The sequence below is a fragment of the Mycobacterium novum genome, from assembly GCF_010726505.1.
Classification (GTDB): Bacteria; Actinomycetota; Actinomycetes; order Mycobacteriales; family Mycobacteriaceae; genus Mycobacterium; species Mycobacterium algericum.
Genome location: NZ_AP022562.1, coordinates 824595 through 845282 on the forward strand (window position 1 = coordinate 824595; position 20688 = coordinate 845282).

Here is a 20688-nt window from a genome sequence, read left to right on the forward strand (position 1 = left end):
GGATGTGAATGGTCGTCAGTACGGCGGGCCACCCCGCCCGGTCATTCAGCGGGCCTATCACTTTCCGTGAGCGAGACCTTCGGACGATGAACCGTGTCGACCGAGAGTTTCGCCGGGTTCCATGGGCACCTTCGGTCGCCGAACGAAGGAGACCGATGCCCCCCTCGATAGCCGCTCTCATCGATGACACCGAACCGGAACTGGATTCGTTGTACGACGCGCTTGCCGCGGTCGAGAGCCATCCGCCCGACGACGAGCACGACGCGGTAGCCGAGGGTGACCGACCTCGCTCCGCGCCCGCTCCCGGCGACGGCTTGTTGGCCGTCAGCACCGCCGCGATGGCCGGTGTCGCCGCCGTCGGCCTGGGCATCTCGCTGGCCGGCCGCGTGCTGCGGTTCCCCCGGCTGCCGGCCAGTGTCCAAGGCGCCGTGGTCGCCCTGGACCATCAGCCGCGGCTGCGCCGACTGCTCGAGGAACGAATCGGCAAGCGTGCGACCGACACTGCGTTGGGGTTGGCATCCACCACCGCCAATGCGCTCGCCCTGGCACCGTCGATGCTGGCAGTGGACCTGGCGATCAACACTCTCAAAGCCGCCGAAACCCGCGCCGTGGCACGGGCGTGGTCGCGACGCGAACCGGCGTTGGCCGACATGGCCGCGCAGCCGGCCGTCGCGCCGCAGGCGCGCACGGTACCGCCGCCGGCCGGGCCCGTCGAACGACACCTGGAGCGCGGCACCTGGATTCAGGCGTTCGGTGCCGCGGTGGTCGGCGCCGTCAGCCGCGATCCGAACCTGGCCGGCACCGCAGCGTTGGTGGCCGTGCCGAAGGCCGCCCGCGCCACCCTGGAATCGTTCGCGGCGACGTTGGGCCGGGGCCTGGCCGACAAGAACGAGGCGCTGCAGCTGCGCCCGGACGGCTTGCGCCGACTGGACCGGGTCGATGTGGTGATCCTCGACCCGCGGGTGCTGCGCAGCGACGAACTGCGCCTGGTACGGCTTCGCGGGGCCGGCGAGAAGGATCTGGCCGCCTGGGAGCGCGCCCAGGCGATGTTGACAAACGACGCCCTGCGGGCCGGATGGCACGCGGTGCCCGACGGGCGCCGCCGCAATGGGCGGCCCCGCACCGAAGCTTTTTTCGCGCTGGCGCATCATCCACTGGCAGCCGCGACGCTCGCGGAGACCCAGCGGGCCGAGGTGCAGGTCGTGTCCATCGATGACCCCGACGGTTTGGGCGAACTGCGGCCGGCGTTCGACGAAATCGCTCCGCTGACCGGAAGTTCGATCGACGACGCACTGCTCGACACACTGGTCCGCTACCAGGAGGACGGCCACACCGTCGCGGTGATCTCCTCGACTGCCACCCAGGCGCTTTCGTCCGCCGATCTCGGGGTGGCCATCGTGGCCGAGGGTGACGGCCGGCCGCAGCCACTGGTCGCGGACCTGATCGTCGACGATCTGGCCGGCGTGTGGCGGGTACTGCATGCGCTGCCCGCGGCCAAGGCGGCCAGCCGCCGGGGTGTCCAGCTGTCCATCGGCGCTTCGGCGATGGGCGCGCTGCTGCTGATACCGACTGTTCGGGGCCGAGGCCCCGGACCGGTCGTCTTGGGCGCGGCGTCGGGGGTGTTCTCCGGTTACCGGATGGCGCGCCAGGTGGTCAATACACCCGTGCCACGACCGGTCCCCGTCGATGACTTCCACGCCATGTCAGTCGAACAGGTTCGGGCCGTGTTGGCCTTATCGACGGAAACGTCGGCCGCACCGCACGCTGCGGACAGCACGCAGCGCCACATGGTTTGGCAGTTCATCGACGCGGTGCGTGACGAGTTGTCCGACCCGCTGACCCCGGTACTGGGGTTGGGCGCCACGGCCACCGCGATACTGGGCTCGCCGCTGGATGCCCTGCTGGTCGGCTCGGTGCTGGCCAGCAACGCCGTGCTGGCCGCCGGACAGCGGCTCAGTGCCGAACTGCGGCTGAATCGGCTGCTCGCCGACCAGATCCCGCCCGCGTGGAAGGTCACGATCCGGCCCGACGGCAGCCGCGAGCGGATTCAGGTGCTCCCCGATCAGTTGCAGCGTGGTGACCTGATCGAGGTGGGGGCCGACGACGTGGTGCCCGCCGATGCCCGCGTGGTCGAGCACGAGAAGCTGGAAGTCGACGAAGCGTCGCTGACCGGTGAGTCGCTGCCGGTGACCAAGCAGACCGACGCCACCCCCGGCGCGGAGTTGGCCGAACGGCGCTGCATGCTCTTCGCCGGCACCACCGTCGCGGCCGGGCGGGGCCTCGCGCTGGTGACCGCCGTGGGTCCTGACACCGAGGTGCGCCGGGCAGCCGACATGGTCGCCAGTCGCCATGGCGAGATCGGGCTGGGCCATCAGCTCGGCCAGATCACCGACCGGATATGGCCGCTGAGCTTGATGACCGGCGGCTTGGTCAGCCTGCTCGGGGTGCTGCGCGCCACCAGGCTGCAAGAGGCGGTGGCCCAGGGTGTCTCGGTCGCCGTCGCAGCCGTCCCCGAAGGCATGCCGGTGGTGGCGACGCTGGCCCAGCATGCCTCGGCGCAACGGCTGACCAAATCCGGTGTGCTGGTGCGCGTGCCGCGTTCCGTGGAGGCACTCGGCCGGGTCGACGTGATCTGTTTCGACAAGACCGGCACGCTCAGCGAGAACCGGTTGCAGGTCACCGAGGTGCGCGCCGCCGCCGGTCATGCCCCCGACGAGGTGCTGCGCTGCGCGATTCAAGCGACACCGGCGGCGCGGGAAGGCCATGTCGACGCCACCGACGCCGCGATCATTGCAGCGGCCGAGCCGGCAATCGCCGACTGCCCGCCGGCTGCCGCCGATGTGCACCTACCGTTCCGTTCCGGACGCCCCTTCGCGGCGTCGGTGACCGGGACCCAACTGAGCATCAAGGGTGCCCCCGAGGTGGTGCTCGCCGCCTGTGGCGACGTTGCGGCAGAGGTCTACGACCTGGTGGAGCAGCTCGCGCACGACGGCCTGCGGGTGCTCGCCGTGGCCCGGCGCGAGCTCAGCGCCGAGCAGGCGCAGTCACTTTCTGACTCCGCCGACCCCGAGGATCAACTGGCCGCCATGGCCCGGCAGTGCGCCCACGGGCTGAGGCTGGTCGGATTCGTCGGTATCGCCGATACCCCGCGCGCCGGGTCGGCCGGCCTGCTGGCCGAGCTGCACCGCCGGGAGGTGCCGGTTCGGATGATCACCGGCGATCACCCGACCACCGGCCGCGCGATCGCCCGCAAGATGGGTCTGCCGGTGACCGAGGAGCAGGTCATCACCGGCACCGAATGGGAGAGCCTGTCGGGCAAGGAGCAGGAGCGCGCCGTCGCCGAGCGGGTGGTGTTCGCCCGGATGTCACCGGCGAACAAGGTGCAGGTGGTGCAGGCACTGGAACGCAGCGGCAAGGTGTCGGCGATGGTCGGCGACGGCGCCAACGACGCCGCCGCCATCCGCGCGGCCACCGTCGGCATCGGGATCGTCGCCCAGGGCAGCGACGCCGCCCACACCGCCGCGGACGTGGTGCTGCTCGACGGGCGGATCGAGACCCTGTTGGACGCCCTCAACGAGGGCAGCCAGCTGTGGCAGCGGGTGCAGGCCGCGGTGGCGGTGCTGCTGGGCGGCAACGCCAGCGGAGCGGTGTTCGCCATCATCGGCAGCGCACTGACCGGTCAGGCGCCGCTGAACACCCGGCAGCTGCTGCTGGTGAACATCGTGACCGACGCGTTCCCCGCGACCGCGCTGGCGATGAGCCAACCCCGGCGGCCGATGCCCTTCAGCGGGCGCGGGCCCGACGAGAAGGCGCTGCTGCGCGCGGTGGCACTGCGGGGTACCACCACCGCCGGCGCCACACTCGCGGCGTGGTTCATGGCGCGATCCACCGGCTTTCCGCGGCGCGCCGCCACGGTGGCCCTGGTCGCGCTGGTGACCACCCAGTTGAGCCAGACCCTGCTGGAGTCACGCTCCCCGCTGGTGGCGGTCACCGCGGCCGGCTCGTTCGCGGCGATGGCGCTGCTGATCAGCACCCCGGGTGTCAGCCAGTTCATGGGTTGCACGCCGCTCGGCCCGATCGGCTGGGCGCAGGCACTGGGTTCGACTGCCGTCGCCACGACCGCGGCGGCCATCGCGCCACGCTTCCTGCCGCGTACCCCGGAGGCGGCCTGAGTCGGTCAGTGAGATCGGTTCTCGTCGACATATACCGGCAGATCGTCGTCCCAGGGCTGGCGAGCCACCATGTCGGCCACCTTGACATGGCCGCGCTCGAACACCCCGGTGGCGGCATCCACCAACCGATAGGCCTGGGTCTGCCGGTGGATCGGCTGGGCGTCGAGGATCACCACCCGCACCTCCCCCGGTTCGAAGCCGCAGCGCTGCTGCAGCGCCTCGATCAGCTGCTCGTTGGTCATGTGGCCGTCGCCGAAGTTCCAGCCGACCGCCGTCGAGCAGATCCGCTCCCCGTCGGTGAGGGTGTAGTCGCTCTCGTCCTGGCCGGCCATCGCCCGGTGCGCCAGGGTGAACAACGCCCGGCCGTGGGTGTTGAAGCCGCGGAACGCATATCCCATATAGATGGGGATCTGCGCGGCCTCGGCACTGCCGTAGAAGCGCTCCAGCTGGGCGGCGGGCATGCTGGCGATAGCCACGATCCCGCGGGCGATCTTCTCCTCGGCCGACGGCTTCAAACACCACAGCGTGGTGTCCCAGTTGCCGGCGTAGTACCGCATTCCGGGCAGGAATGACACCTTGCGCGGGAACAGGTTTCCCAGTACCACGGTGCCCGCGCTGATCGCGAACAGCAGCGCCACCGCCCAGGCGTTGTTGACATCGCGCAACCCGAGATCGGCGTGCGCGACGAACAGCGACAGCACGCCGAAGATCATGAACACGTTCCACTCCAGCGGCACGCCCATCGGGATCGCCGCCAGAATGCCCAGGTGAAAGCAGACCATGACGAAGGCCGCGACCGCGGTCGGCCAGCCGCCGTGGGAGAAGAACAGCACCAGCGGAACGAGCATCTCGATCGCCGTGCTCAGGTGCGCCAGCGCCTTCGACGGACCGCCGGGACGCAGGTCCTCGGGGAAGTCCTTGAAGAAGGCGCGCTTGAGCGCCTTCGGCCGGATCAGCGGGTTGTTGCTCATCATCGTGGAGATCACGAACGGGAAATGCCGGTTGAGTTTCGACGTCGCCGCGCCCAGCCAGATCACCATGAAGATCGCCTTGGCCGCGATGATCATGTCGACCCCGGTGAACAGGAACGCCGCCGCCAGCGGCGCATAGACCTCACCGCGGGCGGCCAAAAAAATCACCTTGTCCCGCAGGCCGGCCAGCGCCAGGATCCCCAGGACCGTCAGGATCTGCCAGTGCGGCAATACCCCGACTTCGGTGTGCAGCGCGGCGATGGGACCCGTCCCGTCGGACAGCAGCGCGACCAGCAGCATCACCAGCAATGCCGCGTACAAAGCGGCGTCCAGCGGGGTGCGGCCGGTTCCGGTGGTCAGCGGAATGCGCCGCGGCCAGGGCGGCAGCCGGATGGTGCCCGGCCGCAACCAATACAGGATCGATCCCATCGGCGGGAAGAAGCGGTTGTTGAGCGGGCCGAAGCCGCAGCCCAGGCCGATCACCTCGAACAACAACGTGTAGAGCACGACCTTCTCGAAGACGATCGGTTCGCTCCACCATTGCCGCACCTCGGTGAAGCCATCGATACCGGCGGTGCTCAACGCGAACAGCCAAGCACCCAGGATGTAGAGACCGATCTTGAGCACGTAGAACAGGTGCAGCACCACCGGCGTACCGAAACCCACCTCGGCCCAGTGCCGGGCCATCGGCCGGATCTTCTCGCTGCGCGTGCCCTTGCTCCATTCGGCGAAGTCGACAACGGGCAGTTCAGGTTTGAGAAATCCCATGACCGTCAGACTAGAACGTGTTCTACTCCTTGTGCGCCAGAAGACGCGAAGGCCCCCAAAAATCGCCGGGCGTAGACGAGTTCTTCCTGGACCACCGCGTGCATGGCGTAGTCACCGGCCTTGTTCCAGAAGTCGCGGTCCACACCGTGTTGGGCGACCCAGCGCTCCTGATGCGGGGTGGCCTCCTTGCGCAGGAACTCCGCGGCGTGCTTGCGCAGTTCGCGATGCTGGTCGGTCTCCCAGAGCGGGCGGTAATCGGGGAACAGTTGCGACATCCCCGGATGGTAGCGCCCGGGCGAACCTCAGACCGCGCCGACGACGCGCTGCGGACTTCCCGAGTAGGCGCTCAGCGGGCGGATCAGCGCGTTGGACGCGGTCTGCTCGATGATGTGCGCGGTCCACCCGGTGATGCGGCTCATCACGAACAGCGGGGTGAACATCGGGATGTCGAAGCCCATCAGGTAGTAGGCCGGCCCGGTCGGGAAGTCCAGGTTGGGCTTGAGCCCGGTGGCGGCGAACATCTCGGTCTCCAGCACCTGGTAGATATCCAACCAGCGCCGGCCGCCGCGGACCGCCGCGACACGTTCCAACGCGGCCTTCATGGTCGGCACCCGGGAGTCACCGTGCTTGTAGACGCGGTGACCGAAGCCCATCACCTTGTCCTTGCGGGACAGCTTGCCGTGCAGCCATTCTGCGGCCTTCGCAGGCTCGCCGATCTCGATCATGTCGTGCATGACCGCCTCGTTGGCGCCGCCGTGCAGCGAACCCTTGAGCGCGCCGATGGCCGCGGTCACGGCGCTGTAGATGTCGGACTGGGTGGAGGTGACCACCCGCGCGGCGAAGGTGGACGCGTTGAAGCTGTGCTCGGCGTACAAGGTCATGGACTGCTCGAATGCTGACACGATCACCGGCTCGGGCACCTCACCGAAGCACATCCGCAGGAAATTCTCGGCGTAGCCGAGGTGGCTGTGCGGCGCGATCGGCGCCAGACCGCGCCGGCGGCGCAGATCCGCGGCGACGATCGTCGGCAGCACCGCGAACATCCGCAGCGCCTTGGCGAAGTTCGCCGACTCGCTAGCGTCGTCCTCTTCGGCGTCCTCGGCACCCAGGTAGCTGATCGCGGTGCGCACCACATCCATCGGGTGGCAGTTATCGGGGAGCTTCTCCACCAGCGACAGCAGCGACCGGTCCGCCCGCCGGGCTGCCCGCTCCCGCTGGCAGAACAACGCCAGCTCGGCGTCGGTCGGCAGCTCACCGTGCCACAACAGATAGGCGACCTGCTCAAAGCTCACCCGCGCAGCCAGGTCCTGCACCGGGTAGCCCCGGTAGGTCAGCGAGTTGGTTTCCGGCACCACCTTGGAGATGGCGGTGGTGTCGACGACCACCCCGGCGAGTCCTTTGTGAATCTCGGCAGTGGTCACCGGGGGCCTCCCTCTAACGTGAAGTTGAAGATGTCGTCATCGAACCGGTTGTACTCGGCGTAGCGCAGCAGCTCATAGAGCCGACTGCGGTGCTGCATCGCCTCCAGTAGCCCGGATTGCGTACCGGCCGTGTCGATCTCCCGCAGGCCCACTTCGACGGCGAACATCGCCAGCCGCAGCGTGGTCACCGGGTAGATGACGGCGTTGTAGCCGAGGTCGGACAGTTGGGCAGCGGTCAGCAGCTCCGATTTGCCGAACTCGGTCATGTTGGCCAGCAGCGGGACATCGACTGCGGCGCGGAACCGTTCGAAATCGGCCTGCCCGCGTAGCGCTTCGGTGAAGATCAGATCCGCCCCGGCGTCGGCGTAGGCCTTCGCCCGATCGATCGCGGACGAAAGCCCTTCGATGCCGGCGGCATCGGTGCGGGCGCAGATGACGAAGTCCGGATCCCGGCGTGCGGCGACCGCGGCCCGCAGTCGCTTGACCATCTCGCTTGCCGGCACCACGGCTTTGCCATCGAGGTGCCCGCACCGCTTGGGGTTGACCTGGTCCTCGAGGTGACACCCGGCCAATCCGGAGTCTTCGAGCACCATGATGGTGCGCGCGGCGTTCATCGGCTCGCCGAACCCGGTGTCGGCATCGATCAGCGTGGGCAGGTCGGTGGCCGACGCGATCTGCGCGCCACGGCCGGCCACCTCGGTCAGCGTGGTCAGCCCGATGTCCGGCAGTCCCAGGTCGGCGGAGAGTGCCGCGCCCGAAACGTATACGCCCTCGAACCCGATCTCGGCGATCAGTTTGGCGACCAGCGGCGAAAACGCGCCTGGAAACCGCTGCAGCCGACCCGAAGTCAGACCGGCCCGAAACGCCGCCCGTTTGTCGGCGGGGGCGGTCGCGGAGCCCAGTAACCCACTCATCGGAAGATCCCGTCGGGGGTCGCCGGTGCCTGGTCTAACAGCGCCGGCTCGACCACGATGTTCAGCGCATGCAGCTCAGCACCGGACAGACCCGCAAGGCCTTCTGCGGCGGCGAGGAACCGCTCCTGTTCGCCGGCGGTCACCACGCCCTCGGCGAGCTCGGTGAACTTGCCGATGTACTGCTTACGCTCGAACGGCCGGGCACCTAGCGGGTGCGCGTCGGCGATCGCGAGCTCGTCGGCGATGACTTCGCCGCTGCGCAGCGTGACCTCGGCGCGCGCCCCGAAGGCCTTCTCACTCGGGTCGGTCGAGTGGTAGCGCCGGGTCCACTCCGGATCCTCGACGGTGGAGATCTTGCGCCACAACGCAACCGTGTCGGGCCGGTGGGCGCGTTCCGGTGCATAGGAACGTTCGTGGTGCCAGCTGCCATCCTCCAGCGCGACGGCGAAGATGTACATCACCGAGTGGTCCAGGGTCTCCCGCGAGGCGTCCGGGTCGAACTTCTGCGGGTCACCCGAGCCGGTGCCGATCACGTAGTGGGTGTGGTGGCTGGTGTGCAACTTGATGGTGGCTACCTGGCTCAGGTCGCCGATCCGCTCCCGCAGCCGCTTGGCCAGGTCGATCAGCGCCTGGCTCTGGTACTCGGCGGAGTACTCCTTGGTGTAGGTGTCCAGGATGGCGCGCTTGGCCTCGCCGGGGCCGGGCAGCGGAACCTGATAGGTGTGATCAGGTCCGGACAGCAGCCAGGCGATCACGCCGTCCTCGCCCTCCCAGATCGGGGCCGGTGCGCCTTCACCGCGCATCGCCCGGTCGACGGCCTCGATGCCGACCTTGCCGGCCCAGGCAGGCGCGTAGGCCTTCCAGCTGGAGATCAGCCCCTTGCGGGACTGGCGGGTGGCCGTGGTCAGGTGCAGCGCCTGACCGATCGCCTGGTAGATCACCTCGGGGTCCAGCTTCAGCATGGTGCCGATTCCGGCGGCCACCGAGGGGCCCAGGTGGGCGACGTGGTCGATTTTGTGCTCGTGCAGACAGATTCCCTTGACCAGATCGACCTGGATCTCATAGGCGGTGGCCAGGCCGCGGATCAGGTCGGCGCCACAGACCCCGAGTTGTTGGGCGACCGCCACCAGCGGCGGGATGTTGTCGCCGGGGTGCGAGTAGTCGGCCGCCAGGAACGTGTCGTGGAAGTCCAGTTCCCGCACGGCGGTGCCGTTGGCCCAGGCGGCCCATTCGGCCGAGTAGCTGCCTTCGACGCCAAACACTGCAGCGCCGGGCGCCGACGGGTGCGCCTGCGCTTGGCGGCGGGCGACGGTCACCGGCCGGCGCAGCACCGAGGCCGCACTGACGGCGGCGTTGTCGATGATCCGGTTGATGACCATCGCCGCGGTGTCGTCGGGGACGGCCACCGGGTCCGCGGCCACCTGCGCGATCTTGGCGGCGAGGTGCTCGGAGCGGGGAAAGTCTTCGGCACTGCGGCGGGATTTGACGTCGTGTAGCTGCATAATCCACACCCTACGCACGCTTTCTATCTGCCGAAACATACCGTGAATGTGTATTAATGCATCCTTGGCCCACCCTTTTTGCAAACCTTGCGAATACCCGACGGGCTAAGCTGCGGCACATGGCACCCTCGACCACCCGGACGTTCGCCGGGGCTCGGCTGCGACGCCTGCGCGAGGAACGCGGCCTGACCCAGGTTGCGCTGGCGCGTGCGCTGAACCTGTCGACCAGCTACGTCAACCAGCTGGAGAACGACCAGCGGCCGATCACCGTTCCGGTGCTGCTGGCGCTCACCGACCGGTTCAGCCTGCCCGCCCAGTATTTCTCCGGGGACTCCGATGCCCGGCTGGTCGCCGATCTGCGTGACATGTTCACCGCGGCCGCCGGCGAACACGCCGCCAGCGACAGCCAGATCGAGGAACTGGTCGCGCGCATGCCGGATATCGGCAACAGCCTGCTGACCATGCACCGCCAACTACGCGGCGCCACCGAGGAATTGGAATCTTACCGGTTACGAATGTCGGGCGACGCGGCCCAGCCCGTGGCCCACCCCATGCCGTTCGAGGAGGTTCGGGACTTCTTCTACGATCGCAGCAACTACATCGCCGAACTCGACAACACCGCCGAGAAGCTGTTCATCGATACCGGAATGCGCTTCGGCGGCTTGGATATTCAGCTGTCGGCGCTGCTGGCCGAACACTTCGGCATCACGGTCGCCATCGTCGACGACCTCCCCGCGGGGACCAAACGCCTCTTCGACCCGGCCACCCGGGTGCTGCGCATCGCGCACTGGCTGCTGGCGGGCCAGCGCGCTTTCCAGATCGCCACCCAACTGGCGTTGCTGACGCAGGCAGATCTGCTGTCCGACATCGTGGCGCAAGACGAGTCGTTGAGCCCGGAGTCTCGCGGGGTGGCCCGGATCGGGCTGGCCAACTACTTCGCCGGCGCTTTTCTACTGCCGTATCGGCAGTTTCACCGGTCGGCGACCGAGTTGCGCTATGACATCGACCTGCTGGGACGCCGCTTCGAGGTCGGCTTCGAGACGGTGTGTCACCGACTCTCGACGCTGCAGCGTCCCGGCCGACGCGGGGTGCCGTTCATCTTCGTCCGGACCGACAAAGCCGGCAACATCTCGAAACGACAGTCGGCCACCGCCTTTCACTTCAGCCGGGTAGGCGGCAGCTGTCCACTGTGGGTGGTGCACGACGCGTTCAGCCAGCCGGGCCGGATCATCACCCAGGTCGCGCAGATGCCCGATGGGCGCAAGTACTTCTGGATCGCGACCACTACGCCGCCCGAGGGACGCGGCTACCTGGGGCAGCACAAGACCTTCGCGGTCGGGTTGGGCTGCGATCTGGCGCACGCCGACAAACTGGTTTATTCCACCGGTGTCGCCCTGGATGATCAGGCCACGGTGGTGCCGATCGGCGCGGGATGCAAGATCTGCGACCGCGAGGCTTGCCCGCAGCGTGCGTTCCCGTTCCTCGGCCGGCGGGTGGTGGTCGATGAGAACGCCGGCAGCGGACTGCCTTACTCGCCGGTGACCGCCGGCGGCCGGTAGAAGAGCAGCAGCTGACCGATCGCGCCGGCCAGCCCCAGCCCGACCGAGATCAGCAGGCCCGTCCAGCCGTTGAGCCAACAGCGGCAGAAGATCTGGTGATCCAGGCTGAGCCGGCCGGGTCCGAGCATCGCCACCACGACGGCGCCGGTGGCCAGCACCAGGTTGTACTCCCAGCCCTCGTTGAGCACGAAGAACCCGTTGGCGCGGTGCACAGTCCATACCGCGACCGACATCAGCGCCACGAATCCGGCGGCGGCGATCGGGGTGAGCAGACCGGCGGCCAATCCCAGCCCGGCCGCGATCTCGGCGGTGGCGGCGGTCACCGCCTGGAACTTGCCGAACTTCATCCCGATGCTCTCGAACCATCCCGCGGTGCCCGGGATACGTCCGCCGCCGAAGAACTTGTTGAAACCGTGCGCCGCCAGCGTCACGCCCAGCACCAGGCGCAGGATCAGCAACGCGACATCAGCAGCAGTGACCATGTGGCCCAACCTACAACGATGCATCCAGTAATCGTAGGTATACGTCGATTTCACTGATTGCCGACTCGGCGGCGTGCACGCTGATCACCACGGTGTCGCCAATGCCGTGAACGCCGTGGGTGAGGCCCATCGCCGGCGACAGCGCCGGAAACCCCGCGGTCAGCAACACCGGCGCCTCGCCGAAGCGCAGGTCGGCCGCTCCCCGGTACACACTGGACACCACGGTGTTGCCGGCCACCCGCACCGGCCGGGTCTGCGGGTCGAACTTCTCGACGCCCCAGCGCAACAGCGCCGCCGGTGTCGCCGCGAACGCCCGGTCGGCGGCGACCGACGCGGGATGGCCGCTGCGAAGCCGTCCGTTGGCGACGTCGTTGGCGATGGCGGCCATGCGGGCGGCCCGGTCGTAGCCCGGATACAGCCCGACCCGAATGTTGCGGAAATGGTTGTTCGCCAAGCGAACACCGGACTTGGCCATCGGAACTTCGGCGCCCAGCGAGTCGCACGGCTCGTCGAGATACTGCGACAGCGCCGCCGACACCGCCGACAGCACGGCCACGGTGACCGTGTTCCCGTTCAGTTCGGTTCGCCGTCGCACCAGCGTGCGCACCGCGCGGCGGCCGGCCGGCGGGTTGTTGGTGGCCAGCGGCGGCCGGTCGCCGACCGGGGGCGGCAGCAGCCCGGCGCGGGTGTCGAGGACCAGGCGGCGGTGGGAGCGGGCCGCGACGGCAGCGCGCCAGGGCAGCAACGCCGGCTGCAGTCGGGAGCCCGGTGTGTCTATGGCCGCGACCGGCGCGGCACGGCCGAACAGCCACGCGGCCAGCGCTGAGGCCCGCGCGCCGTCGGCGAGCGCGTGCGCCACCTGCAGCACCGCGACCGTGCCAGCGCCGTGGTGGCCCGGGATACCGTGCACCGGCGCGAACACGTGCAGCCGCCAGGGCGCCGCCCGGGCGTCGAGCTGGTCGCCGGTGAGGCGCACCACCGCGTCCAGGCAGCCGGCCCAGCTGTCATCGGGGGCGCGGTGACGAAGCGCGCCGACGTGGTCGAACGTCGGCACCCACCGCGGGTAGCCCAGCGCACCGGCGTCCTCGACCCGCTGGGCCAGTTCCGGGCTCTCCCGGGCGCGGGCGGCCAGCTGCGCGACGGCTCCGTCGAGGTCGGCCGGTACTCCGGCGAAGGCGTACAGCAGAAACTGGTCACTGGGGATCGCCGCCGACATCCAGTAGAACTGGGCGTCGACCGCGGCCATCCGGTTCCCCCGCGGGCCCCCGCCCATCAGGTGAGGAAGTGCAGCACCCGGTCGGCGACCTCGTCGGGCTGCTCGAGTTGCAGGAAGTGCCCGGCGCGTTCGACCACGGCCACCGCGCTGCCGGCCGGCAGCGCCGGGTCCACCCACCGCGTGAAGGCCGGTGTCATGCAGCCGTCGGTGCGCCCGTGCAGATACAGGCTGGGCAGCCGCGGCAGCTCCAGCCAGTGCCGGTGCAGCTCGGCGTAGCGATCGGGCACCCGGACGCTGCGCAGCGCCCGGTACGGTCCCAGCGCCGCCCGCCAGCCTTCGGGTGTTCCGATGGCCGCATCGACGTGGCGCAGGTCCTCCTCGGCGGCATAGCCCGGCGACCATCGCCGCCACAGCCGCGGCAGTATCCAGGAGGAGGATCGCTCCGGCAGCCACGGCAGTTGGAAGTAGGCGATGTACCAGCTGCGCAACAGCTGCGCCGGCAGTTGACCGGCCATGACGATCCCGTCCGCCGCCCCGACCGAGCGAAGCGCGGCCGGCGGGGGCACCGACATGATCACCGCCTTGGCGAACGGGCTGTCCGGCAACGCCGCCAGTCCGGTGGCCGCCATCGCGCCCCAGTCGTGACCGATCACCACATCGCGACCCGTCGCGCCGATGGCGTCATACACCTGCAGCGCGTCGTGCATCAGCGCGCCGATGTGATAGCTGCCGTCGGTCGGAATAGACGTCGGGGCGTACCCCCGCATGAACGGTGCCACCACATGCCAACCGGCCGCGACCAGCCGTGGCGCCACCTTGCGCCAGCCGTAGGCGGTGTCGGGAAAACCATGCAGACACAACGCCACCGGGTTACCGGGCTCTCCCCAACTCAGTGCCCTGATCGCCACCTCGGGCGCCGTCACGTCCAACCACCGTGGTCCACTCATGCGCCTACCTCTTTAGACCGGCTCGAAATCTGCGACCAGCCAGCGGCCGCCGACCTTCTCCAATGCCACCCGGTAGCTCGACTCGACCTCGGCGGGCTCGTCCGAGCCGACGGTGATGGTGCGGTCGGCGAACACCAGCACCGCGGCGCGTCGCGGTGTGGCGAACACCGACGCCGCTGCGGGAACCTCGGCTACCGCGACGACCTTGCGCGCCTTGGCATCGGGGATGATCAGGTCGCGCGCCCGCGCCACAAAGCTCTCCCGAAAGCCGTCGGTCATCAACGGCTCGGCAGCGGACAGGTCCCGCTCCACGGTGTCCGGCTGAAACGACAGCACTGCGGCCGTGAATTCACTTGCTTCCCTGATGGTTTCGTCACGAATCAGCTCGTCGAGCCGGAGCGAGCCGTCGTACCACTTCACCCACCCGGCCGCGATCGCCGCGACCAGGATCAGCCCCGGCAGCACGCCATAGACCAGCCGCCTCATGTGACGTACTCGATGTCGGAAACCTTGGCCTGCTTGCCCACCCGTTGCACCGTCAGCCGCATCCGCAGCTCATGCGGCCGCTCGCGCAGCCCACCCAGGTGGGTGGACGCGACGCTGACGACCACCAGCACCTGCGCCTCGTCGTCCGACTGCCATTCCAGGCCGGCCTCACTCACCGCGCTGACGGCCAGTGATCGCTCCCGCGTGACGGTCTCGATCAACAACGGCGCCCGTCCGGCGAACCGTTCGTAGAACTCACCGGTCGCCGAATCGAGTACGCGTCGCACATCGCCTTCGGCGTCTTGGTAGTCGACCGAGGTCAGGTTGATCGCCGTCCGGCGGGCCGCCTGCATGAACATCTCCCGCTGCGCGACGGCGCTGTGGGCCGCGTCGGCGCGGAAACCGAGCCAGCCGAGCACGCCCGCCGTCATCAGCACCCCGATCAGCCCCGCGATCAGTGCGCGACGCTGACCGACGTCCGCGTTGTCATCACCCACCATTACCCAAACTGTCTACCATCTCCTGATGAGCACAGCCCAGACCGTCGAGTTCGACGGCGTCAACGGAGTCACGCTGGTCGCCGATGAGTGGAACCGGGATCCCGCCGCCGCGACCCCGACGATCGTGATGCTGCACGGGGGCGGCCAGAATCGGCACTCCTGGCACAAGACCGGCCAGATCCTGGCCGACCGCGGCTATCACGTCGTCGCACTCGACACCCGCGGCCACGGCGACAGCGACCGCGCACCCGATGCCGACTACGCCATCGAGACGCTGACCGCCGACGCGCTGGCGGTGATCGACGCGATCGGCCGGCCGGTGGTGCTGATCGGGGCGAGCATGGGCGGCCTGACCGGGATACTGGTCGCCGAGCAGGCCGGACCGCAGCGGGTGGTCAAGCTGGTGCTGGTCGATGTGGTGCCGCGCTACGAGAAGGACGGCAGCGCCCGGATCCGTGACTTCATGCTCAGCCACGTCGACGGCTTCGACTCGCTCGAGCAGGCCGCCGACGCGGTGGCCGAATACCTGCCGCACCGGACCAAGCCCCGCAGTCCCGAGGGCCTGAAGAAGAATCTGCGGTTCCGCGACGGGCGCTGGTACTGGCATTGGGATCCGGCGATGATGACCAAGCCCGGCGACGACCCGGCGCTGCGCACCGCGAAGATGGAGTCGGCCGCCATCGCGCTGCGGATCCCGATCCTGCTCATCCGCGGCAAGCTGTCCGACGTGGTCAGCGCCGAGGGCGTGGCGGACTTCCTGGCCAAGGTTCCCGGTGCGCGCTTCGTCGAATTGTCCGGGGCCGGGCACACCGCGGCCGGTGACGACAACGATGCGTTCAGCGCGGCCGTCGTCGAATTCGTGTCCGGCTGAATGTTCGGGATCGACTGGCTGACGCCGACGCTGCTGGCGGCCGGTGTGCTGGCCGCGGTGGCGGTCGCTGAAGCCTTCGCCTTGGTGGTGCTGACCGCACAGTTGCGGGCAACCCGGGCCGAGGCCGAGGCACTGCGCCAACGGGTCGACACCCGAAACCTGCTGTTGTCGGGCGGACGCGAGGCCGTCAAAACCGTGTGGCAGACCGCGAATCTGGTGCGTAAGCAGGGGTTCGGCGCCGCGGTCCGCAGTTCGATCGAAGAACTCGCCGATTGGGCGGAGGTGGAACGCCCCGATCTGGCCCGTCTCACGCCGGACGGGCATGTGGTGATCCTGTTCACCGACATCGAGGAGTCCACTGCCCTCAACGAGCGGATCGGTGACCGAGCGTGGGTGAAGCTGATCGCCCGGCACGACGAGATGGTGCAGCGCACGGTGCGTGAGCACCGCGGGCACGTCGTCAAAAGCCAGGGCGACGGGTACATGATCGCGTTCGCGCAACCCGAGCAGGCGGTGCGCTGCGCCATCGACATCCAGCGCGAGTTGCAACAGCGTCGCGGCCGCAAACCGCAGCACCCGATCCGGGTCCGGATCGGCGTCCACATGGGCCGTTCGGTGCGCCGCGGCGACGACCTGTTCGGGCGCAACGTCGCGATGGCCGCCCGGGTGGCCGCCGCCGCCGACGGTGCCCAGATCCTGATCAGCGGGCCGGTGCGCGAGGCCGTCAAGGACTGCGACGACATCACCGTCGGGGCCGGCCGCGACGCCGAGTTGAAGGGCTTCGCCGGCACCCACCGGCTCTACGCGGTCAACGTCGACTAATTCTCGCCGGCGGCTTCGGCAAGCCGCTCATGCAGCCGGGCGCGCACCTCGTCGGGCGTGTAGGCCCGTCGCCGTCGCTGGTCTCGCGCCACCAGCACTCCCCCGGCGGCGACGCCGACCACACCCGCCAGGCCGATCCATTTCCAGATGCTGCGCACCAACACACTTTATGGTGCTGAGCGTGGACGAACACGCCGTGACGTTGGAACGCGCGCTGACCGAGACCCGTACCGGCGACATCTGGCTGTTCCGCGGGCGCTCCGGCCCGGACCGCGCCATCCAGACGCTGTCCAACGCCCCGGTGAACCACGTCGGGATGACGGTGGCCCTCGAGGACCTGCCGCCGCTGATCTGGCACGCCGAACTGGGCGACAAGCTGCTGGACTACTGGACCGGCACCAACCATCGCGGTGTGCAACTCAACGACGCGCGTGCCTCCGTGGAACAGTGGACGGGCCGCTATCAGCAGCGCTGCTGGCTGCGTCAGCTCAACGGCACCATCACCCGCAAACAGGAGGACCGGCTGCTACAGGTGATCGCCCGGATGGACGGCACCGCGTTTCCGACCACGGCGCGGCTCACCGGCCGGTGGCTGCGCGGCCGGCTGCCGACCGCCGGCGACTGGACCCGCGGAATCCCGGTGCTGGACCGCAAGGTTCGCGAAGTCAGCCAGCGCCGCCGGGCCCGCAAGTCACGAGTCGCGCTGCAAACCGCCTACTGCGCCGAGACGGTGGCCATCACCTACGAGGAGATGGGCCTGCTCTCGACCGACAAGGACACCAACTGGTTCGACCCCGGCAAGTTCTGGAGCGGCGACATCCTGCCGCTGACACCCGGATACCAGCTGGGCCGGGAAATCGCCGTCATGCCCTAATCGACGGTCAGCTCCCCCATCAACGACCAATCCGTCGCATCGAGCTGCTGACTGATGATCTTCGGTGTCGACACCAGTGCCTGCGGCATCTCGGCCATGGCCTTCTTGAAGTGTTCGCTGTTGACGTGCGCGCTGCCGGCGTCGCCGTCGCGGAACGCCTCGACCAGCACGTATTCATTGGGGTTGTCCAGGCTGCGTGACCACTCGAACCACAGATTGCCTGCTTCGGCTCGCGTGGCTTCGGTGAACTGCGCGACCAATTGCGGCCAGCGCTGCGCCCACTCCGGTTTGGTCTGGAATTTGACCACGATGAAAATCACGACTGCTCCCTGCCGACCGGCGCCAATTCAACGGCGAGCGTAACAACGCTGCGTCCAGATCTCGCCGATCCAGACCAGTGTGCCGATGACCGGGAAGACGGCGCCGAGCACGCAGACCGCCCCCCAGCCCCACGCCCCGTAGACGACGGCCGACGCCACGCTGCCCAGCGATCCGGCGGCGAAGTAGCCGGTCATGTAGGCGGTGTTGAGCCGGCTGCGGGCCGTGGGCCGCAGCGGATAGAACACGCTCTGGTTGCTGATGTGCGTGCCCTGGATGCCCAGGTCCAAAAGCGCCACCCCGACGGCGAGCAGCGCGACGTGACTCTGGCCGAGCCACAGCAGCACGAAACTCAACGCGGTCACGGCGACGAAAACCCCGGTCTGTCGACGGGCATAGCCCCGGTCGGCCAACGTGCCGGCGAATTTCGCGGCCAGCGCCCCGGCCACGCCGAACAGGGTGAACAGCCCGATCTGCCCGTCGGACCAGTGGTAGATCCCGCCGGCGAGCATGAACCCGACGCTGGTCCAGAACACCCCGAAGGACGCGTAGGTTGCCATCCCGTAGACCATCCGCAGCCGCAGCACCGGCTCCTCGCGGATGAGCTCGACGACCGAACCGAGCAACCGGCCGTAGGCCATCTGCACGGCTGGCGGGTGCACCGGCAGCGTACGCACCAGCACGCAGGCGACCAGCATCAACACGGCCGCGACGACGAACACCGCCCGCCATCCGGCCACCGCGGCGATCAAACCCGCCGCCACCCGGGACAGCAGGATGCCCAGCAGCAGTCCGGTCATGACGCTGCCGATGACCTGGCCGCGTTCGTCGTCGCGGGCCAGCGTGGCGGCGAACGGCACCAGCACCTGGCCCACCACCGAGCCCAGACCGACCAGGACCGCGGCGACGGCCAGCACCGGCCAGCTGGGCGCAAACGCCATTCCGAGCAGACAGACGCAGGTGCCGACCAGCATCCAAGTGAGCAACCGGCGGCGCTCCAACAAGTCGCCGAGCGGCACCAGCAGCGCCAGGCCGATCGCATACCCGACCTGACTGGCGGTGACGATCAGCCCGACGCTGGTGGTCGAGGCGTGGAAGTGGCCGGCGATCGTGTCGACCAGCGGTTGCGCGTAATAGCTGTTGGCCACCACCAGCCCGGAGGTCAGCGCCATGACGAGCACCAGGCGGCGGTCCAGCCGCGGCGGCGCAGAATCGCTTGTCAGGGTCATCTGGGTCATCTGGTCATGGTGTCCCCGCACCACTCTGATGTAAAACAAGTCAATCGAATCGCATTCATGCCTAGTATCGATATATGGAGGTCAGGCAGCTGCAGCATTTCGTGGCGGTCGCCGAATCCGGCCACTTCACCCACGCCGCCGAGGCACTGAACATCTCCCAGTCGGGCCTGAGCGCATCCATCCAGGCTCTGGAAAAGAGCCTGTCCACGCCCGTGTTCGAGCGCACCACCCGGTCCGTGGTGCTCACCGCGGCCGGGCGCGCGTTGCTGGGACCCGCCAGGCGCATCCTGGCCGAGGTGACCGCCGCCGAGATCGCCCTCGCCGCGATCCGCGATGCCGAAACCGGCCGGCTGGCGCTGGGCGTGGTGCAGACGTTCACCGCCGTCGATCTGCCGGCCACCATCGCGCGGCTGCACGCCGGGCACCCGGGCATTCAGGTGCTGCTGCGGGAGGCGCCCACCTCGGATCTGCTTGGCGCGGTCGACAACGGCGATCTGGACCTGGCGTTCGTGGCGCTGGATGCCACGCCGCTGCCCACCGGGCTGGCCGGCCTGCGCGACTATCCGGAAACGCTGGTGCTGGTCGTCGGCGCCGGGCATGTGCTTTCCGGGCGCACCACGGTGCGGATCACAGACCTGGCCGAGGAGTCCTTCGTGGAGTTCGCGGCCGGGCTCGGTTTGCAGACGGTGGTCGCCGCGTTGTTCCGCGACGCCGGTGTGCGGCGGCGGATCGCGTTTCGCACCAGCCAGATGGACCAGGCGCTGAGCCTGGTCGAGCACGGACTCGGGGTAGCGGTGGTGCCCGCGCCGGTCGCCCGCCGCAGCGGGCTGCACAGCGTGGGGCTACGCCCGATCAGCGGCGCCGCCCCACCCACCCGCCGACTGGCGCTGGTCGGTCGCACCGCGGTGCCGACCAATCCAGCCGCTCGGGCGTTCCTGAACCTGCTGCCCGCTGCTTAACCGACCTCGAGGCTGCTGCGCACCGGAGTCGGATTGACAGTGAGATCCAGTACCGGGCAATGGGATTCGACGATCCGATGTAGTTCGGCGTAGCGCTCCTCGGTTTCCGGGCCGGTCACCGTGATGACCACCCGCACCTCGCTGAAGCCCGGCCGGACCGAATCGTTCAGGCCGAAGAACCCGCGCACATCCAGATCCCCTTCGGCGCGCCCGGTGATCTCCTCGACCGTGATGCCCAGCTTCTCGGCCCAGTACCGCCAGGTGACGATCTGGCAGGACAGCAGCGAGCCCAGGTAGTACTCGACCGGATTGGGGGCGGTGTCCTCACCGCCGAGCGTCGGCGGTTCGTCGACTTCAACGCTGTAACGGCCCATGGTGATCGTGCTGGCGACCGCGTCATGGGCGACCGCGGAAGCGCGGAACACCACCTGGGAGGCGGCCGGATCGGCGGCGGCCGGGTCGCTGGTAGCGGCAACGACGTCAGCGAGACGAGTGGTCGATGAGGTCATGCCGGTCAAGGGTAGCGGCGGGCGGGCACGGCCAGGCGCCCGGATCGAATACCTCTTGCGCACGCCACGGGGCTAACCTGAGCCGCGCGGATGTACTACGGCACGAAATAGTTCTGCTGCACATCATCGGGTTCGCGGTGATTTTCGGGGCCCTGGCCG

The 20688-nt window shown here is 68.9% G+C and carries 19 protein-coding genes and 1 pseudogene; 6 read left to right on the forward strand and 14 right to left on the reverse strand.

The features are described from left to right. Positions 1-155: 155 nt before the first annotated feature. Complete coding sequence (locus G6N19_RS03735; RefSeq protein WP_193465790.1) at positions 156-4172, forward strand: cation-translocating P-type ATPase; 4017 nt, start codon at positions 156-158, stop codon at positions 4170-4172. Between the two features lie 5 nt (positions 4173-4177). On the opposite strand, the gene G6N19_RS03740 is transcribed toward G6N19_RS03735, so the two are convergent. From G6N19_RS03740 to prpD, 5 genes and pseudogenes are all read right to left on the reverse strand, one after another. After that, positions 4178-5911 carry a DUF3556 domain-containing protein gene (locus G6N19_RS03740; protein ID WP_193465791.1) on the reverse strand — a complete coding sequence of 578 codons (1734 nt, stop codon included), beginning with the start codon at positions 5909-5911 and terminating at the stop codon, positions 4178-4180. Between the two features lie 68 nt (positions 5912-5979). Then, positions 5980-6186, reverse strand: a pseudogene (locus G6N19_RS03745) (acyl-CoA dehydrogenase family protein); the annotation flags it as partial. Between the two features lie 27 nt (positions 6187-6213). Further along, entirely contained in the window at positions 6214-7332 is a 1119-nt protein-coding gene (locus G6N19_RS03750; RefSeq protein ID WP_193465792.1) for a bifunctional 2-methylcitrate synthase/citrate synthase, read from the reverse strand. Continuing rightward, positions 7329-8246: a methylisocitrate lyase gene (gene prpB, locus G6N19_RS03755; RefSeq protein WP_019737622.1), complete on the reverse strand. Its 918-nt coding sequence runs from the start codon at positions 8244-8246 to the stop codon at positions 7329-7331. The genes G6N19_RS03750 and prpB overlap by 4 nt, the downstream gene beginning before the upstream one ends. Further along, positions 8243-9748 (reverse strand): 2-methylcitrate dehydratase PrpD, encoded by a 1506-nt coding sequence (prpD, locus tag G6N19_RS03760; protein ID WP_019737621.1) that lies wholly within the window; start codon positions 9746-9748, stop codon positions 8243-8245. Before prpD ends, prpB begins: the two co-directional genes overlap by 4 nt. 119 nt (positions 9749-9867) lie before the next feature. Here prpD and G6N19_RS03765 point away from each other — a divergent pair, with 119 nt between their 5' ends. Next, a complete protein-coding gene (locus G6N19_RS03765; protein ID WP_193465793.1) occupies positions 9868-11307 on the forward strand; it encodes a short-chain fatty acyl-CoA regulator family protein in 1440 nt (479 codons plus the stop codon). On the opposite strand, the gene G6N19_RS03770 is transcribed toward G6N19_RS03765, so the two are convergent. The 5 genes from G6N19_RS03770 to G6N19_RS03790 are packed head-to-tail and all read right to left on the reverse strand — an operon-like array spanning position 11277 to position 14938. Next, positions 11277-11789 (reverse strand): DoxX family protein, encoded by a 513-nt coding sequence (locus G6N19_RS03770; protein ID WP_013828020.1) that lies wholly within the window; start codon positions 11787-11789, stop codon positions 11277-11279. The genes G6N19_RS03765 and G6N19_RS03770 overlap by 31 nt on opposite strands. A gap of 10 nt (positions 11790-11799) precedes the next feature. Continuing rightward, a complete protein-coding gene (locus tag G6N19_RS03775) occupies positions 11800-13035 on the reverse strand; it encodes a WS/DGAT/MGAT family O-acyltransferase (protein ID WP_193465794.1) in 1236 nt (411 codons plus the stop codon). Positions 13036-13061: 26 nt separating this feature from the next. Then, positions 13062-13952 carry an alpha/beta fold hydrolase gene (locus G6N19_RS03780; protein WP_193465795.1) on the reverse strand — a complete coding sequence of 297 codons (891 nt, stop codon included), beginning with the start codon at positions 13950-13952 and terminating at the stop codon, positions 13062-13064. Between the two features lie 12 nt (positions 13953-13964). Next, positions 13965-14438, reverse strand: a complete 474-nt coding sequence (locus G6N19_RS03785; protein WP_013828017.1) for a hypothetical protein — start codon at positions 14436-14438, stop codon at positions 13965-13967. Next, on the reverse strand, positions 14435-14938 hold the full coding sequence (locus tag G6N19_RS03790; protein ID WP_013828016.1) for a hypothetical protein: 504 nt from the start codon (positions 14936-14938) through the stop codon (positions 14435-14437). Before G6N19_RS03790 ends, G6N19_RS03785 begins: the two co-directional genes overlap by 4 nt. 25 nt (positions 14939-14963) lie before the next feature. On the opposite strand from G6N19_RS03790, the gene G6N19_RS03795 reads away from it, so the two are divergent. Continuing rightward, the gene (locus G6N19_RS03795; RefSeq protein ID WP_013828015.1) at positions 14964-15809 is read left to right on the forward strand and encodes an alpha/beta fold hydrolase; all 846 of its coding nucleotides are present in this window, start codon (positions 14964-14966) and stop codon (positions 15807-15809) included. Further along, positions 15810-16631 carry an adenylate/guanylate cyclase domain-containing protein gene (locus tag G6N19_RS03800; RefSeq protein WP_193465796.1) on the forward strand — a complete coding sequence of 274 codons (822 nt, stop codon included), beginning with the start codon at positions 15810-15812 and terminating at the stop codon, positions 16629-16631. It begins immediately after the preceding gene. Here the strand turns inward: G6N19_RS03800 and G6N19_RS03805 are convergent. Next, complete coding sequence (locus G6N19_RS03805) at positions 16628-16789, reverse strand: hypothetical protein (RefSeq protein ID WP_013828013.1); 162 nt, start codon at positions 16787-16789, stop codon at positions 16628-16630. The genes G6N19_RS03800 and G6N19_RS03805 overlap by 4 nt on opposite strands. Positions 16790-16800: 11 nt before the next feature. On the opposite strand from G6N19_RS03805, the gene G6N19_RS03810 reads away from it, so the two are divergent. After that, positions 16801-17505 (forward strand): hypothetical protein, encoded by a 705-nt coding sequence (locus G6N19_RS03810; RefSeq protein WP_013828012.1) that lies wholly within the window; start codon positions 16801-16803, stop codon positions 17503-17505. Here G6N19_RS03810 and G6N19_RS03815 read toward each other — a convergent pair. Together G6N19_RS03815 and G6N19_RS03820 are read right to left on the reverse strand one after the other, a co-directional pair. Further along, positions 17502-17825, reverse strand: coding sequence for a putative quinol monooxygenase (locus G6N19_RS03815; protein WP_013828011.1), 324 nt, complete (start codon positions 17823-17825; stop codon positions 17502-17504). The genes G6N19_RS03810 and G6N19_RS03815 overlap by 4 nt on opposite strands. A 27-nt stretch (positions 17826-17852) precedes the next feature. Then, a complete protein-coding gene (locus tag G6N19_RS03820) occupies positions 17853-19061 on the reverse strand; it encodes an MFS transporter (protein ID WP_232062515.1) in 1209 nt (402 codons plus the stop codon). A gap of 74 nt (positions 19062-19135) precedes the next feature. Between G6N19_RS03820 and G6N19_RS03825 the strand changes: the two genes are divergently transcribed. Then, on the forward strand, positions 19136-20020 hold the full coding sequence (locus G6N19_RS03825; RefSeq protein ID WP_013828009.1) for a LysR family transcriptional regulator: 885 nt from the start codon (positions 19136-19138) through the stop codon (positions 20018-20020). Here the strand turns inward: G6N19_RS03825 and G6N19_RS03830 are convergent. Next, positions 20017-20529, reverse strand: a complete 513-nt coding sequence (locus tag G6N19_RS03830) for an OsmC family protein (RefSeq protein WP_013828008.1) — start codon at positions 20527-20529, stop codon at positions 20017-20019. The genes G6N19_RS03825 and G6N19_RS03830 overlap by 4 nt on opposite strands. Positions 20530-20688 lie beyond the last annotated feature (159 nt).